This is a genomic window from Chromobacterium amazonense (assembly GCF_001855565.1).
In the GTDB taxonomy this organism is placed as follows: domain Bacteria; phylum Pseudomonadota; class Gammaproteobacteria; order Burkholderiales; family Chromobacteriaceae; genus Chromobacterium; species Chromobacterium amazonense.
Genome location: NZ_MKCR01000032.1, coordinates 1 through 16,177 on the forward strand (window position 1 = coordinate 1; position 16,177 = coordinate 16,177).

Sequence of the window (16,177 nt, forward strand, 5' to 3'; positions counted from 1 at the left end):
GCATGAACTGCATGAAGTTGCTTTCCGCCATCAGTTGCTGCACGACTTTTTGCAGCTCGGCGCGCTCCTTGGCGATTTCGCCCTGGAAGACGCCGTTGGCGCCTTGCAGGCTGGCGCGCGTCACGGCCTTGGCGGTGTTGGCGGCGCTCATCAGGCTGGCGTGGACCGCGGCTTTCACCACTTCGCGCTGCACCTCCTTGACCACTGACTTCGTCAACTCCTTGGCCGTGGTTTCGGCGCCGGTCTTGAGGGCCTTTTCCGCCACGGTTTCCACGGCGCGGGCCACCATCTGTTCTATGGCCTGTTTGCTGAAGGCTTCCAGCAAGTGGCCCTGGCCCAGGAAGCGGGTAGTCTGCTCCGCGATGTTCTTGGCGATTTGCTCCGAGACTTCCGCCGCCACATCGGAGGCCACCTGTTTGGCGACATCCTTGATGACTTCCTGCGCCACTTCCTTGCCGGCCGCGCCGCTGGTCTGCTTGATGGTGTTTTCCAGCAGCTCGCCGGCGCCTTTCTCCATGGCGGTTTCGGTGGCTTTGGCCATGGACTTGGCGGCCATGACGCCGCGGCCCACGCTGATGATGTCCACCATCATCCCGGCGATTTCAAAGCCCAGCTGGATCTTGCCGGCGATGTCGGCCACTTCTTTCCACTTTGCTGCGGCGTCGCCGTCTGAAACCAGGGCCATGGTTTCGGCAAATGCCTTGACCAGGCCGGAGCAGCCGGCCGCCAAATCCATGGCACCGCCGGCCACGTCGCCGACGATGATCTTGGCGACGCCGCTGATCACCTCGGCCACCGAGACGATCCAGTCGACGATGGCGGAGAAGATGCCGGCTTTTTGCGCCTTGTTCTGGTCCTCTATCGCTTTGTCTATCTGTTTGCGCAGGTCCTCGTTCTGGCGCAGGCGCAGGTTTTCCGCGCCCTGGGTGCGGATTTCCAAAGCCAGCGACTTGAGGTCGGCGTTGTCGCCCAGCGATTTCACGCCCAGCAGGGCGGCGGCCAGGCTCATCGCCTCCATCGGCGTGCGTTCCAGCTGCGCCAGCGTGATGGGCTTGCCGTCCACGCGCGGGCCGAAGGCGTCCAGAATCCGGTTGAGCGCGCCTTCGGCCAGGCGCAGCGTTACCGACTCTCGCGGGCGCGGCGGCGATTGGAAAGCATGCTCCTGGCCGCGTTGTTGGTCGCGCGGGCCAGGGGCGGCGAGCGGGTCCAGCGCGCCCGCGCCTACCCGGCCGGCGTTGCCGGCTGGCGGGGCGTCTTCCGTGCGCCGGGCATCCCCCAGGCCGGCTGGGGAGAAGTTGTCGATGATGGTGTTCATGCGTGTTCCTCCTGAGGGAGAAGGGCGGCCTGGCGCAGGACCTCGGCCTTGATCGCGGCGTGTTCCGGTTTGCTGGCGCACCACTTGAGCGCGGCGGCGAAGGCTTTGCCCGCCTGCTCGGGGTGGCCGGCCAGCTGGTGGCTGAGTCCGGCCAGATAGGCCGGGCGCGGGTCATCCAGCCGCAACAGCCCGGCTTGCCCGAAACTGAACACGGCTTCCTCGTGTTCCGACAGGCGCTGGCAGGCGAGGCCCAAGGCCAGCCAGTAGTCGAATTGCCAGTGCGACAGTCGGGCCAGCATCAGGTAGAAACGCTTGGCCCCCGCATAGTCGCCTGCGTCGAACAACTGGCAGGCATAGGAATAGACGCTGTCCAGATCGGCCGGGTCCAGATTGACCAGCGCCTGCAGCGTGCCGCCTTGATTGAAGAAGTCGCGCACGGTATCGAGGTCGTCTTGCTCGGTCATGTCCTTCTCCTTGTTGGCATTAGCGGATGTTTTGCGAGATGGACTTGTTCATCTCGGCCAATAGCGACTGCATGCTGTTGATCAGGCTGACGCAGACGTTGTAGGACTGCATGGTTTTCTGGATTTGCAGCTGGGCCTGGGTGACGAAGTCGGAGCAGCGGCCGGAGTCCGTTTCCAGCGCGCCCTTGATTTCATTGAGCTGGCCCTTGTCCAAACCGCCGGAGGATTCGGCCAGCACGTCGGCGATATGCTGCATGTGCTCGCGGCTGATGTTCTGGTAGCTGCGCTGACCCACTTCCGGCAATCCCCAGATGTAGTCGGCGCATTTCTGGCCATCCACCTTGATGCCGTGCTCGTCCATATAGCTGACCACGTCTTGCCAGCTGTCCGAGCGCATGCCCTCCGGGCCGGCCTGGGCGATTTTCTCGCGCAGCTTGTCCAGAAACGGCAGCGCTGGGTTATTCGCCTTCAAGTAGTCGTCGATGGATTTGCCGCCCACCGCGATGTTGTGATCCTTCAGGTACTGGATCACTTCCGGCGGCAGCGGCGCCTTGTCGCCGGCATTGGCCAATTGGGAAAGAATGGCGTCCACCTGGTTGGCGGCTTGCTGAGAGTCGCGCGCGCGGTCGGCCTTGGCGCTCATCTGGTCGTATTTGCCTTGGGCAAGGTCGGAGAACAAGCTCATGAACTTGTACAGCACCGAAATGCCCTGCGACATGATGGAATCGCCCTGGCCGGCCTTGCGGTCGACATAGGCGCCGTAGTCGGGGTTGGCGGAAACCCCCCCGATTCCGGCGAAGCTGCTTGCTATGCTCATGGCGCGCGTCCTTAGCGGATGTTCTGGGCGATGGACTTGTTCATTTCGGCCAGCAGGGACTGCATGCTGTTGATCAGGCTGACGCAGACGTTGTAGGACTGCATGGTTTTCTGGATTTGCAGCTGGGCCTGGGTGACGAAGTCGGAGCAGCGGCCGGAGTCGGTTTCCAGCGCGCCCTTGATCACGTCCAGCTGGCCTTTGTTCAGGCCGGTGGCGTTGCCTTGGTCGTCGAATTTGCAACCTATGCTTTTGAGGTAGTCGTCGATGCTGCCGCTTGTGTTCTTGCCGTCGTTCTGCACCGTGACGCTGATGTTGTGGCTTCTCAGGTAGTCGATGACTTCCTTGGGCAGGCTGCCTGTGCTGCCCGCATCTTTCAGTTGGGCAATGATGGAGTCCACCTGGTTGGCGGCTTGTTGGGAATCGCGCGCGCGGTCGGCCTTGGCGCTCATCTGGTCATACTTGCCCTGGGCGAGGTCCGAGAACAAGGTCATGAACTTGTACAGCACCGAGATGCCCTGCGACATGATGGAGTCGCCTTGGCCGGCTTTGTTGTCGACGTAGTTGTTGTAGTCCTGGTTGACGATGGGCGAACTGCTGGCGAAGTTGGTGGCGAATGTCATGATGAATTTCTCCTGAATGGTCAGATGAAGTTGCGGCCCAGCATCGGGCCTGCCTTGCGGGCGGCGGCGGGCTTGTCTGTTCCGCCGCTTCCCGCTTGCTTGAGCGATGCCTCAAGCGATTTGAAATTGCCCTGCAGGCTCTCCACGCACTGGGACAGCCGTTGATTGAGTGGGGCCAGTTCGCCTTGCATGGCGCGCGACAGGCGCTCCAGCCGCTGGCGAGCCTGGGCATCCTGCGGCGCGCGTTGTTTGAGCGCGGCGATTTCCTGCTGCAGAAGCTGAAAAGCCTGTAATTGCTCGCCTAGTCCTTGCTGGCGTTTCTGCAGGTCTTGCATCAGGTGTTGCAGCGGCTGAATAGCGGTTTGGCTCATCGTTTATTTCTCCCTTTATTGGGTAGGTTTGCCGAATGCTAGGCCGGTCTTTAGGGAAGGTCTGAACAACCTGCCACGCAAACAGAAATGCAATTTCTCGCGGGGCTTCGGTTGCATTTCACCCACCAATTCCAGATCGCCCGCCATGAGGATGACCGGGTGCTTCCGGTCATCCGGCCTTTTAACTCGCCGCCAGCAAGGCCTTTCGCGCCAGCCAGATGTTGGCCAGCCCAAACAGCGTCATCAGTTGCGCGGTGTTCTTCTTCAAACCGCGGTAGCGTGTTTTCAGGTAGCCAAACTGCTGCTTGATGACCCGAAACGGATGCTCCACTTTGGCCCGAATCTTGGCTTTGACCATTTCGCCCAGCTGGATCTGCCGGTCGTCGGCTGAATCGGTCAGCGCTTTGCGCTGGCCGGGCCTCATCGCAATCCACCAACGCACCGCTCGCGATTGGTGTTCGGCTCGCTTGTGCACGCCAGCAAAGCCGGCGTCGCCAAACACATCGATTTCCTCGCCGTGCAACAACTGATCGACCATCGTGACATCCGCCACATTGGCGGGGGTGCCGGCCACGTGATGCACCAAGCCGGACTGGGCGTCGACGCCGATATGGGCCTTCATGCCGAAGTACCACTGATTGCCCTTCTTGGTTTGATGCATGTCCGGATCGCGCTCGCCCTGAGCGTTTTTGGTGGAGCTGGGCGCGTGGATCAGGGTGGCATCGACGATGGTGCCTTGCTTCAACATCAGCCCTTTGTCGCAGAGATGCTGGTGGATGGCGGTAAACAGAGCGTGGGTCAGCTGGTGCTTTTCCAGCAGATGGCGGAAGTTCAGCAGGGTGGTTTCGTCCGGGACGGCGTCCAGGGAGAGGCCGGCGAACTGGCGCATGGAGGCGATCTCGTACAGGCTTTCTTCCATGGCGGGATCGGACAGGCTGTACCAGTGCTGCAGGCAGTAGACGCGCAGCATGGCGGACAACGGGTAGGGGCGGCGACCGTTGCCAGGCTTGGGATACACTGGATCGATGACGGCTTCGAGCTGCGCCCAAGGCATGACCTGATCCATCTCTGTCAGAAAGATTTCGCGGCGGGTGCGCTTCTTCTTAGCGGCGAGTTCGAGATCGGTGAAGGTCATCTGCTGTCGCATGCTGGCGTCCTGGATCTGACTGAGGGGGAGTCAGTTTACGGGAAGATTGGAGACTTGTTCAGACCTTCCTTAGGGCTTAACTTTCGAAAAGCGGCGCTTTCTTTGGTGTTTTGTCGGCATGATTTTCATGCGTTTCGGTATTCATTTTTATCCGTCAAATACGGAGGCGGGATAAGGTGAATACCTGAAATGGCGACGCTGAAAAGGGAAGGGGCGCTATTTGAGGCAGGTTTTTATATTGCTTCGGCGATATGAAAAAGCCGCAAGAGGAGGTTGGGTAATTTCAACGCTTGGGAGCGCGATTGCGCTTCCATTTTCAGAAGGGAAATGTTTTTGCTTGTGTCATATATTCGACGAGGCTGGTCAAATTATGAAACATCAACATATTTTCGAAAGATGCGGCATGGCTCATGGGATAGGGAGTGGCTGTCATGCATATTTTCAATCGCCAGGCAGTCAGAGAAAATCATGCGGCAAGGCATGGATTTCAAAGCGACTTCTTCCGCAGCCCAGGCCAATGCAATTCGCGCTGGCATGAATGAATGGTCCCGAACTCTTTATCTTGGGAAGGTCTGAACAAGTCTCCAATCTTCCCGTAAACTGACTCCCCCTCAGTCAGATCCAGGACGCCAGCATGCGACAGCAGATGACCTTCACCGATCTCGAACTCGCCGCTAAGAAGAAGCGCACCCGCCGCGAAATCTTTCTGACAGAGATGGATCAGGTCATGCCTTGGGCGCAGCTCGAAGCCGTCATCGATCCAGTGTATCCCAAGCCTGGCAACGGTCGCCGCCCCTACCCGTTGTCCGCCATGCTGCGCGTCTACTGCCTGCAGCACTGGTACAGCCTGTCCGATCCCGCCATGGAAGAAAGCCTGTACGAGATCGCCTCCATGCGCCAGTTCGCCGGCCTCTCCCTGGACGCCGTCCCGGACGAAACCACCCTGCTGAACTTCCGCCATCTGCTGGAAAAGCACCAGCTGACCCACGCTCTGTTTACCGCCATCCACCAGCATCTCTGCGACAAAGGGCTGATGTTGAAGCAAGGCACCATCGTCGATGCCACCCTGATCCACGCGCCCAGCTCCACCAAAAACGCTCAGGGCGAGCGCGATCCGGACATGCATCAAACCAAGAAGGGCAATCAGTGGTACTTCGGCATGAAGGCCCATATCGGCGTCGACGCCCAGTCCGGCTTGGTGCATCACGTGGCCGGCACCCCCGCCAATGTGGCGGATGTCACGATGGTCGATCAGTTGTTGCACGGCGAGGAAATCGATGTGTTTGGCGACGCCGGCTTTGCTGGCGTGCACAAGCGAGCCGAACACCAATCGCGAGCGGTGCGTTGGTGGATTGCGATGAGGCCCGGCCAGCGCAAAGCGCTGACCGATTCAGCCGACGACCGGCAGATCCAGCTGGGCGAAATGGTCAAAGCCAAGATTCGGGCCAAAGTGGAGCATCCGTTTCGGGTCATCAAGCAGCAGTTTGGCTACCTGAAAACACGCTACCGCGGTTTGAAGAAGAACACCGCGCAACTGATGACGCTGTTTGGGCTGGCCAACATCTGGCTGGCGCGAAAGGCCTTGCTGGCGGCGAGTTAAAAGGCCGGATGACCGGAAGCACCCGGTCATCCTCATGGCGGGCGATCTGGAATTGGTGGGTGAAATGCAACCGAAGCCCCGCGAGAAATTGCATTTCTGTTTGCGTGGCAGGTTGTTCAGACCTTCCCTTGCAAAAGCGGTTTAAATCTTGAGGATGAGAAAAGCCGCATTCAGCCATTGCCGGTTGTGCCAGGCCGGCATCCGCATGATGGCGCAGCACGCTCCGGGCCTGGGCAGTTGCCGGCCCCGCTGACAGAGGGCAGGAGTCAACTGCCGCGGTCCGATCGCGGACAGTCGGTTTTTGTTGCGCGGCATGGCCGCTCGGCAAGCGTCAGCTGTTCTGTCCCAGCGCTTCACCTGCGCGCGAGGCGATGCGCACCGCCCAGCCGTCATCGAGCCGCAGCAGCTGTCCCAACGCCAAGGTTTTGCCGTGCCGAGTCAGGTGCAAGGCGGGGTAGGCCGCGGCGCGCGGGAATAGCTGCGCTTCCGGTCTCCAGGCCGCCAGGTCGAGGGCCGAGAAACGGGCGCGTCCCGCTTCCACCGCTAGACGCCATTCGCCCGCGGAGGGTTCTCCCAGCGGCAGCGCGGCGCCATCGGCGACGGCATCGCCAGACTCCCGCAATAGAATTCGCCCCGGGCAGGCCTGGGGGTGCAGCCAAAACGCATCAAGCGAGTCTCCCATGCCAATGATGGGGAGGGCGTCGCCGACCGCGACATCGGCCCAGTCAGGCTCAGTCAGCACGCACCAGCCCAGGGCCAGCGCCAGTTCATGCTCGCCTTGCGGCGATGGCTGCAGCGCCGTAAGCATTGCCTGCAGCCAGCCCGCCGGGGCTTGTTCCAGGTACAGCGGCAAGCGGCGTGATCCCATGCTCAGCGTCAATCTCCAGCCGGGTGGCGGCGCGTCGCCGTTATCGACCGCGGCGGCAACCAGGCCCGGCAGGCCCGTGGCCTGCAGCCATCCATCCAGCGGCGACAGGGTCCAAGCCGCCAGCAGAGGCAGCAGTTCCGCATCGATCGGTCCGCGGCGCGGCACGGCCAGCTGCGGCTGCAGCCAGTCGCGCCATTCCGTTTCCGGCACCCAGAAGGCCAAGTCTTCGCCATCGCTGCGGGCGGTCAGCCGCAAGCCGTCGCCGCTAGGCTGGGCGAAGTCGCTGTCGAATCGGCAACCCTCATGTTCCGCGCTGGCGCCGATGCGGCTAAGCTCAAAAAGACTGAGCGTGGCGGGCAGGCATTCATTGCTCATGATCGACCTCCAGCGTGACGTCCACGCCCAGCGCCGCCGACAGCGCCGCTTCCAGATTGCGCCTCTCCCTTTCCAGCCGCGCCGCCAGCGCGCCTGGCGGCGCGGACAGGCGCAGGCCCAGTCCGCCTCCCCGCCAGCATGCCTGCACAATCAGTCCAGCCAGCGGGCCGCTGCTGGCGCGCAAGGCGAGCGTCTGCTCGTCAAGGGATTGTGGCGGCGCATGAGGGAGGAGAGTTTCCGCCCTAGGGGGCAACTTGCCGGCCACGGGCGAGCCGGCCGGCGATTCCGTTTCGTCCAGCGCGAGGGGAGGCTGCGGCTGGGGCGGACGCTGCCAGGGCATGGCCATATCGGGATGCGCCTGAGCGTCATCCAGCAGGGCGCGGAAGCGCCTGGCGTCATCCTGATGCGGCGCATGGGCGTCATGCTCTCCTTGCCCGCGCGGCGAGGTGCGGCTATTGGCGCTATGGCTTATGGGTGCGTACATGGTGATGCCTCATCGTGTTGGCGATTGCCGTGGCGGCCTCAATGCTTGTGGTTGTGTTCGGACTCCAGCAGCAAGACGAGTTTTTCCTGTTCACGCAGGTTGCGGCGCAGCAGGCTGTCTTGTTCGGCGCGCGCTTGCGTGAGCAGCGCGCGCTCCGCGGCCAGGGTTTCCAGTTCCCGCGCCAGGGCTTGATCTTCGCCCTCGAGTTTTGCCAGCGAGGCGCGCAGCCGTTCTAGTCCATGGTGATCGAAGCAGCCGCTTTGCCTGGCCAGCGATCGCCATTCCTGATACAGCGTGTGGCGGCGCGCGTGCACCGCATCCTGGCGCGCGCACAGCGCCAGCTCTTCGTCGGCCAGCCGCGCGAGCGCGGCGCGCAGGCTGCGTTCGCGGCGGCGTTTGACGTCCAGCAACTGATTCAACATGGCAGCCCCACGGTTTCGGCAAGTTCGGCCAGCATGGCGTCCAGGCGGACTTGCTCATCCACGCGTTGTCGCAGCAACTGATTGATCCGCGGGCGCCGCGCCATGGCATCGTCGGCATCGGCATCCTGTCCCGGGCGGTACTCGCCCACCCGCACCAACAGCTCTATCTCCTGCCATGCCGACAGCAGCTGGCGCAGGCGGGCGGCGGCTTCGCGGTGTGCGGGCGCCGCCACTTGATGCATGACCCGGCTGACGCTGGCGAGCAGGTCTATCGCCGGGTAGTGATTGGCCTCGGCCAGTTTGCGGGACAGCACGATATGGCCGTCCAGCAGCGATCGGACCTCCTCCGCCAGCGCGTCCGCCTTGTCGTCCATCAGCACGGTGTAGAAGGCGGTGATGCTGCCGCGCGCGGCCGGGCCGGCGCGCTCCAGCAGGCGCGGCAGGCGCGCGTACAGGCTGGGGGGATAGCCGCCGGCGACGATGGGTTCGCCGGCCGCCAGCGCGATTTCGCGCACGGCGCGGGCGTAGCGGGTGAGGGAGTCCACCAGCAACAGCACGTTTTTGCCCTGATCGCGGAAGTGCTCGGCGATGGCGGTGGCGGTGGCGGCCGCCTTCAGCCGTTCCAGCGCCGGCCGGTCCGAGGTGGCGACCACCACCACGCTGCGTTGGCGCGCTTCGGCGCTGAGCACATGTTCGAGAAACTCCCGCACTTCGCGTCCCCGTTCACCGATCAAGGCCAGCACCACCACGTCGGCGTCGCTGCCGGCGGCCAGCATGCCCAGCAAGGTGCTTTTGCCGCAGCCGGCCGGAGCGAAGATGCCCAGGCGCTGCCCCACGCCCACGGTGAGCGCGGCGTCGATGGCGCGCACGCCCATGGGCAGCGCGGTATCGATCACGCTGCGCTGCATCGGGTCGGGCGGATCGCTGTCGATTTCCCTGCGGCAGCTGGCCGGCGGGGCCGGCAGGCCGTCTATCGGGCGGCCTAGCGCGTCGACGACCCGACCCAGCATGGCATCGCCGACGCCGATGTCGGCGCGGCGTCCGCTGGGCCGCACCAGCATGCCGCTGCACAAACCGACGGGCTCGCGATATGGCGACAGCAAGGCTTCCTCGCCGATGACGGCGACCACCTCCGCCGGCTCTCCGTCGGGCAGGGCGCATAATTCTCCCAGGCCCGCGCCGGGCAGGTGGGCGCGCAGCAGCGTGGCGCCGACTTCGGACAGCCTGCCCTCCAGCCGGCCTGCGCGGCCCGTCTCCAGTTGCGGCGGCTCGATGGCGTCCAGCACGGCGAAGTAATCAGGCAGTCGCATGGGCGTCTCCTATCAGTTCCACATGGCCCAGCACCTTGAGTTCCGCCTCGTCCCCCAATTCCTGGAATGACAGGACCGGCACCGAGAACAGGTCGCGCTCGATCAGCTTGCGCACGAAGCGGCGCACATCGATCGCGGTGACCAAGGCCATGCCCGCGATGCCGCTTTTTTCCAGCGAGGACCGTATCTCGCCGATGATGGCCTGGTTTTCCTCCGTGCTGAGCGCGGAGTAGGAGCCGGCGGAGGTCTGGCGGATGGATTCGCGTATGGTCTGCTCGATATGGCCGCCGATGACCCAGGCGCTGATCCAGGGCTGGCCGCGGCGCTGGCGGCCGACGATATGGCGGCGCAGCGCCAGCCTGGCGTACTCGGTCAGCATCACCGGGTCTTTTTCGCGCGGCGCCCATTCCACCAATGCCTCGAACACGGCGCGCAGATCGCGGATGGACACCCCTTCGGCAACCAAGCGCTGCAAGACATCGGCCACGCGGCCCACCGGTAGCTGCCGCTGCAGCTCCTTCACCAGCTCGCCGTAGCGCTGCTCCATCTGGTCCATCAGATAGCGGGCTTCCTGCACGCCTATCAGCTCGGCGGCGTAACGGTCCAGCGCCAGCGACACCAGATGCACCACGCGCTCGGCGTCGCGATACAGCGTGTGCCCCAGCGCGGCCAGGCTGGCTGCCTGATCCGGGGCTATCCATTGCAGCGTGATGCCGCCGAATGGCAGCGCGTCGCGCGCGGCGGCCTGCGGCAGCGCGGGGCTGGCGGCATCCAGCAGCAGCATGGGGCGCAGTTCCAGTTGCAGCACCGGCTCCTGATACAGCAGGAAAACCATCTGGCGCGGCGGCAGGCTGGCGTCGGCCTGCAGCAGGATTTCCGGCAAGGGCAGGCCAAGCTGCTCCAGCTTTTGTCCCCGCAATTCGCTCAAGCTGCCTGCCAGCGCGCCGCCCTGGGCCAGTTCCGGGTGGACGCGCAGCAGCAGCGGAATGGCGCCGATGGCCGGCGCGGCGTCTGCCGCATCGACGCCGTCCGCGCTGTCGCTTGCATGGCCGGATGAGGCGTCGCGCCCATCCCGCCGCGATACCCACCAGGCGGTGCCGGCCACGGCGGCGGCCAGCGCCAGGAACACCGCGACGGGAAAGCCGGGCAGGCAGGCGAACAGCGCCAGCACCGCCGCCACGATCCACAAGGCCTGGCGCTGTCGCAGGATCTGCGAGGACAGTTCGGCCGCCAGATTGCGCCGCGTCTCGCCCGGCACGCGGGTGACGATGATGCCGGCGGCGATGGAGATCAGCAGCGCGGGAATCTGCGCGATCAGCCCGTCGCCCACCGACAGGATGGCGTAGGTGGAGGCGGCCTCGCTCGCGCTCATCTCATGCATGAACACGCCTACGCAGATGCCGCCGAAGATGTTCACCAGGATGACGATGATGGAGGCGATGGCGTCGCCCTTGACGAACTTCATCGCGCCATCCATGGCGCCGTAGAGCTGGCTTTCCTTCTGGACCAGGGCGCGTTCGCGCTTGGCTTGCGCCGCGTCGATGATGCCGGCGCGCATGTCGCCGTCTATGCTCATCTGCTTGCCCGGCATGCCGTCCAGCGAAAAGCGCGCGCTGACTTCGGCCACCCGTTCCGAGCCCTTGGTGATGACGATGAACTGCACCACGGTGATGATGGCGAACACGATCAGGCCCACCGCCAGATTGCCGCCGACGGCGAAATTGCCGAAGGTGTAGACGATCTCGCCGGCGTCGTGCTGCAGTAGGATAAGGCGGCTGGTGCTGATGGTCAGGGCCAGCCGGTATAGCGTGGTGATCAGTAGCACGGCGGGGAAGGCGGAGAACTCCATCGGCTCGCGGATATACACCGCCATCATCAGCAGCGTGATGGACAGGGCCAGATTGATGGCGATCAGCACATCCACCAGCAGGGTGGGCAGCGGCACGATCATCATGAAGATGGCCATCAGCAGCATGGCCGCCAGCACCACATCCTGGCGCGACTGCAAGCCATGCAGCCAGTCATTGATCTTTTTCATGCGAGTCCTCCATGACGCGGTCCAACAATCGGCGCTGTTGGCGGGAAAGGCTGGCCCAATGCTCGGCTCCGCTGCCCTGCGGGGCGGTGGCGGCCAGCCACAGACAGCCGCCGGCGATCCAGGCGCGCAAAGGCACGCCGCCGCCGGCTTCGGGCTGCAGCAGGCCCAGCAGGCGCAGCAGCGTCGCCTGGCTTTGTTCGCGGCGCATGGGCCGCGATAGGGCCAGCCTGGCCCTGCCGGCATCCTGTTCCAGATAGAAGGTGTCCCGGCCTAGCCGTATAGCCAGATTCGACGACGCCGACGCGCCTTGCGCATCCATCAGGCGCAGCCAGAGTTCCGACTGTCGTTGCCATTGCAGGTCCATCATCGCTCTCCGATTCGATGAACTAAGCATGCCTTTGGTCTTGGCCGCGCGGGATAGGGTAAACACCTGATCTGCCGATGCGCGCAACACGGCGTGCGGGTTGGAGGTAGAACTGTGCGGGTTTTGGCTGGGGATTCAGCCGCCACGAGGCGGCTGATTGGCCTAGACGAGGGAGAGCAGAGTGTGAAGATGGGTTTGCTGGTTGACAACTGCTTGCGGAATGCCAAATAGCTTGCCCAAAGTCGTATGGCCCACAGGCTGTTGATGTAGGGCGCGCGCCACATCCGGGGCGTCCAGGGCGTAATCGTCCATCAATTGGCGCAGCGCCTCTTTTTGAGGCGTGGCGGCATAGCGCAGCATGGAGTCTTGTTCGGTAAGGTGCCCTTTGGCGCATAGATCGCGCAGATTTTGATAGTCGCCGTGCCAAAGCTCGCTTTTCAGCCGGTCGCCGCGGAATTCCATATTTGATGAAATCCGATTGGATAGCACCAGGTCTCCCGTTTTGAATCTGGCAATAAATTTGGATGGATCCGCATGCTCTGTGACAGCCAGCAGGTTCTCCCGGCCATATCGGGAATCATCCAGGCTTGACCGCAGCATTTGCTGAGTATCCGGGTCGTCGCTCATGCACTGGATATTCGACTCCATATAACTGTCCAGCGTAAAAGAATCGGGATGGTGAGCGACGAACTGGCGGAATTCCATCCCAATCTTGCCGACGCAGAAATCATTGAACGGCGTCTCCGGGGTATCGGCCAGCATGCCGGACTGGTAGACAGTGTGCTCGGCGATGCGAAGCGCGTATCCCCATTTTCCATCCTTGCCCGGCGCGTGGACATCTACCAAGAAATCATTTTGGTGCCTGGGGTGGGCAAGCTCGGTCAGGCGTTCAAACTTTTCCAGCATTCCCAACGGTTCCCGGTTTTGTTCGGAAGGTCGGTGTATGCTGTTGAACAGGGTTTCTATCGCCTGCCTTTTCACCCCGCCTTGGAAGTAGTCCTTGATCTTGTCCCATAATCCCATTTTGCTTGCTTCCGCAAGCGTGTTCGCGCTGATGATTCTGTCGATGCGACTCTCATTGAAATTGAAATTTTGCTGCTTGCCGACAATGATTTCAATGGCCATGATTGCACTCTCCTTGATTGTGGCTTGTCATTTCCTATAGCTTTTTTAATCTTTGGCGCCTGCGCTAGGGAAGGTCTGAACAACCTGCCACGCAAACAGAAATGCAATTTCTCGCGGGGGCTTCGGTTGCATTAGACCTACCAATTCTAGATCGCGCGCCATGAGGATGACCGGATGCTTCCGGCCATCCGCCCTTTCAACTCGCCGCCAGCAAGGCCTTTCGCGCCAGCCAGATGTTGGCCAGCCCAAACAGCGTCATCAGTTGCGCGGTATTCTTCTTCAAGCCGCGGTAGCGTGTTTTCAGGTAGCCAAACTGCTGCTTGATGACCCGAAACGGATGCTCCACTTTGGCCCGAATCTTGGCTTTGACCATTTCGCCCAGCTGGATCTGCCGGTCGTCGGCTGAATCGGTCAGCGCTTTGCGCTGGCCGGGCCTCATCGCAATCCACCAACGCACCGCTCGCGATTGGTGTTCGGCTCGCTTGTGCACGCCAGCAAAGCCGGCGTCGCCAAACACATCGATTTCCTCGCCGTGCAACAACTGATCGACCATCGTGACATCCGCCACATTGGCGGGGGTGCCGGCCACGTGATGCACCAAGCCGGACTGGGCGTCGACGCCGATATGGGCCTTCATGCCGAAGTACCACTGATTGCCCTTCTTGGTTTGATGCATGTCCGGATCGCGCTCGCCCTGAGCGTTTTTGGTGGAGCTGGGCGCGTGGATCAGGGTGGCATCGACGATGGTGCCTTGCTTCAACATCAGCCCTTTGTCGCAGAGATGCTGGTGGATGGCGGTAAACAGAGCGTGGGTCAGCTGGTGCTTTTCCAGCAGATGGCGGAAGTTCAGCAGGGTGGTTTCGTCCGGGACGGCGTCCAGGGAGAGGCCGGCGAACTGGCGCATGGAGGCGATCTCGTACAGGCTTTCTTCCATGGCGGGATCGGACAGGCTGTACCAGTGCTGCAGGCAGTAGACGCGCAGCATGGCGGACAACGGGTAGGGGCGGCGACCGTTGCCAGGCTTGGGATACACTGGATCGATGACGGCTTCGAGCTGCGCCCAAGGCATGACCTGATCCATCTCTGTCAGAAAGATTTCGCGGCGGGTGCGCTTCTTCTTAGCGGCGAGTTCGAGATCGGTGAAGGTCATCTGCTGTCGCATGCTGGCGTCCTGGATCTGACTGAGGGGGAGTCAGTTTACGGGAAGATTGGAGACTTGTTCAGACCTTCCCTAGACGAAGTGAGGGCTGATTGACGATTAATTGCAGCGCGGCATTGATGAAGCAGCTTGCGCCAAGATTGGCTAGCCCGATAGGCTGATCTTGGTCGGCGGCAAGGGTTTTGAACGCCAGCGACGCAGCTTGCGTCAGCCGCTGATTGTCTTGAGTCGCTACGCTTGTGCCAATCCTGATTTGGTATTGCTTGCCAGACAGGAGCGGCTTCATGGGCAGTACGATGATATTTCTGCCATCCGCTGTAGGCGTAATAATGTGTGCAGGCAATATGCCGCCATTGTCCGGATCGATCAATTGAATCGCATTGGCATTTTGCGTGGAAATTGCCATGTTTTTGTCGAAAGATAAGCGAATCATGCCATGGCTGGATATTCCGGAATCGATAATGTTGCTGTCGCCGAGCATGACTTTGAATTCATGCGGCGATGGGGTCGCTTGTGATGCTTCAGTCTGCTTGCTGGGGGCGAGGGATGGGTTTGATTCGCCGCCGCCGCCGCAGGCGCTGAGCATCATGGATAGCGTGAATGAGATCCAGTGTCTTGAATGGGGCAGGGTCTTAATATTTTCTATCTTGTTCATGATTCATATTTAAATGAGAGCGGCCATTTGATACGACTCATGATTTTGAGCATGAGTCATTCATCCCGCGCCGCCGTATAGCCTCCGCCAGGCCGCATCGGGTTGGGCTGTTTTTTAAATCGGATGGCCGCATTTTTATCAGCGGAAATGGTCCTCAATGATTTGCAGCGGGGCAAACTGCCTCACCGTCGGCGAGGCAGGCTCGGATTCGATGACCTCCCAGCCATCCAGCAGCCTGCTTTCATCAACTTGCGGCGGCAGGGGCGCGTTGCCGGTTCGATAGATCTGCACGATATTGGCCCCTTTGCCTAAGCCGTAATATTTGTCAAAGTCCTGCCTGCCCTTGGCTGAGTCGAGGTGGTAGGTCAGGCCGAACTGGCCATCGACGACAAAGGTATTCTCGCCGCTGCGCACTAGGTTCATGGCATGGGAAAACCCTTTGCCTTTGACTGGAACCATGATGATGTTGCGGCTGTCGGGATGGCTGCGGCTTAACAGTTGCTCAGATAAGGGAGTGGTCTGTTCCAGCGAAAACGAGCTGTAGTTTTCCGCCGCGACGTTTTGCGGCAATCCGCCTTGCCCGGTGCTTTCCGCCACCCAGAAATCATCGATCTGGCCGCTTTCCAGCGCGGCAAGATTCTTCTCCACCGCCTTGCTGCAGATGACGCAATTCTGGTTGAGGGCGCCGCTGGAGAAATAGCTCCAGGCGTTGCTGAGCATGCCTTTGATTTGATGGGGATTCGTGTGTTTGGCGATGAAGTCGAGCGAGGCGCCTATGCCTTGTTCGGATTTGCTGCGGAACTCCGCCGTCCGGTATGTCTCGCGCCCCAGGCCGTCTTCGAAGCCCGGCGCGTCCGTGATCTTGTCCAGCATCGGTTCCTGCTGCGATAGGGAGAGGTCGGCGATTTCGAAGTCGTCATCGCGGGTTTGATGCAGCGGTGTCGGAGAGGGATTGAAACCAAGCATGATGCGCGCTCGCAGTTGTGGAAACTCGGCCAGTATGCTGATGGGGCAAACGATACGCAGTCCGGTAAACACCTGAG

The 16,177-nt window shown here is 61.9% G+C and carries 17 protein-coding genes; 1 reads left to right on the forward strand and 16 read right to left on the reverse strand.

What is annotated here, in order from left to right:
- The 6 genes from sctE to BI343_RS15470 all read right to left on the reverse strand — a co-directional run.
- The coding region (gene sctE / locus BI343_RS15445; RefSeq protein WP_083341008.1) for a type III secretion system translocon subunit SseC family protein at window positions 1-1,315 on the reverse strand (1,315 nt) is incomplete at its 3' end.
- Window positions 1,312-1,779 (reverse strand): SycD/LcrH family type III secretion system chaperone, encoded by a 468-nt coding sequence (locus tag BI343_RS15450; RefSeq protein ID WP_071110374.1) that lies wholly within the window; start codon window positions 1,777-1,779, stop codon window positions 1,312-1,314. The genes BI343_RS15450 and sctE, both read right to left, overlap by 4 nt.
- Before the next feature lie 19 nt (window positions 1,780-1,798).
- A complete protein-coding gene (locus BI343_RS15455) occupies window positions 1,799-2,596 on the reverse strand; it encodes a secretion protein EspA (RefSeq protein ID WP_071110375.1) in 798 nt (265 codons plus the stop codon).
- 11 nt (window positions 2,597-2,607) lie between these two features.
- Window positions 2,608-3,216, reverse strand: coding sequence for a type III secretion system translocon protein SseB (gene sseB / locus BI343_RS15460; protein WP_043628926.1), 609 nt, complete (start codon window positions 3,214-3,216; stop codon window positions 2,608-2,610).
- 20 nt (window positions 3,217-3,236) lie between these two features.
- On the reverse strand, window positions 3,237-3,587 hold the full coding sequence (locus tag BI343_RS15465) for a hypothetical protein (protein ID WP_071110376.1): 351 nt from the start codon (window positions 3,585-3,587) through the stop codon (window positions 3,237-3,239).
- Window positions 3,588-3,768: 181 nt separating this feature from the next.
- Window positions 3,769-4,734, reverse strand: coding sequence for an IS5 family transposase (locus BI343_RS15470; protein WP_083340712.1), 966 nt, complete (start codon window positions 4,732-4,734; stop codon window positions 3,769-3,771).
- A gap of 634 nt (window positions 4,735-5,368) precedes the next feature.
- On the opposite strand from BI343_RS15470, the gene BI343_RS15475 reads away from it, so the two are divergent.
- Window positions 5,369-6,334, forward strand: a complete 966-nt coding sequence (locus BI343_RS15475) for an IS5 family transposase (protein ID WP_083340712.1) — start codon at window positions 5,369-5,371, stop codon at window positions 6,332-6,334.
- A gap of 331 nt (window positions 6,335-6,665) precedes the next feature.
- Here BI343_RS15475 and BI343_RS15480 read toward each other — a convergent pair whose 3' ends face one another.
- The 10 genes from BI343_RS15480 to BI343_RS15530 form a co-directional block, all read right to left on the reverse strand.
- Window positions 6,666-7,577 carry a hypothetical protein gene (locus tag BI343_RS15480; protein ID WP_071110377.1) on the reverse strand — a complete coding sequence of 304 codons (912 nt, stop codon included), beginning with the start codon at window positions 7,575-7,577 and terminating at the stop codon, window positions 6,666-6,668.
- Window positions 7,567-8,061 (reverse strand): hypothetical protein, encoded by a 495-nt coding sequence (locus BI343_RS15485; protein WP_071110378.1) that lies wholly within the window; start codon window positions 8,059-8,061, stop codon window positions 7,567-7,569. Before BI343_RS15485 ends, BI343_RS15480 begins: the two co-directional genes overlap by 11 nt.
- A 38-nt stretch (window positions 8,062-8,099) precedes the next feature.
- A complete protein-coding gene (locus BI343_RS15490) occupies window positions 8,100-8,483 on the reverse strand; it encodes a hypothetical protein (protein ID WP_043628920.1) in 384 nt (127 codons plus the stop codon).
- Window positions 8,477-9,793 carry a FliI/YscN family ATPase gene (locus BI343_RS15495; RefSeq protein ID WP_071110379.1) on the reverse strand — a complete coding sequence of 439 codons (1,317 nt, stop codon included), beginning with the start codon at window positions 9,791-9,793 and terminating at the stop codon, window positions 8,477-8,479. The genes BI343_RS15490 and BI343_RS15495 overlap by 7 nt, the downstream gene beginning before the upstream one ends.
- Window positions 9,780-11,831, reverse strand: a complete 2,052-nt coding sequence (locus BI343_RS15500; RefSeq protein WP_071110380.1) for an EscV/YscV/HrcV family type III secretion system export apparatus protein — start codon at window positions 11,829-11,831, stop codon at window positions 9,780-9,782. Before BI343_RS15500 ends, BI343_RS15495 begins: the two co-directional genes overlap by 14 nt.
- Window positions 11,815-12,198: a hypothetical protein gene (locus tag BI343_RS15505; RefSeq protein ID WP_211269444.1), complete on the reverse strand. Its 384-nt coding sequence runs from the start codon at window positions 12,196-12,198 to the stop codon at window positions 11,815-11,817. Before BI343_RS15505 ends, BI343_RS15500 begins: the two co-directional genes overlap by 17 nt.
- A 159-nt stretch (window positions 12,199-12,357) precedes the next feature.
- Window positions 12,358-13,320, reverse strand: coding sequence for a hypothetical protein (locus tag BI343_RS15510; protein WP_071110382.1), 963 nt, complete (start codon window positions 13,318-13,320; stop codon window positions 12,358-12,360).
- A gap of 196 nt (window positions 13,321-13,516) precedes the next feature.
- Window positions 13,517-14,482: an IS5 family transposase gene (locus BI343_RS15515; protein ID WP_083340712.1), complete on the reverse strand. Its 966-nt coding sequence runs from the start codon at window positions 14,480-14,482 to the stop codon at window positions 13,517-13,519.
- A gap of 58 nt (window positions 14,483-14,540) precedes the next feature.
- A complete protein-coding gene (locus BI343_RS19820; protein ID WP_139165762.1) occupies window positions 14,541-15,134 on the reverse strand; it encodes an Ig-like domain-containing domain in 594 nt (197 codons plus the stop codon).
- A 138-nt stretch (window positions 15,135-15,272) separates the two neighbouring features.
- Window positions 15,273-16,100, reverse strand: coding sequence for a hypothetical protein (locus BI343_RS15530; protein ID WP_071110385.1), 828 nt, complete (start codon window positions 16,098-16,100; stop codon window positions 15,273-15,275).
- Window positions 16,101-16,177 lie beyond the last annotated feature (77 nt).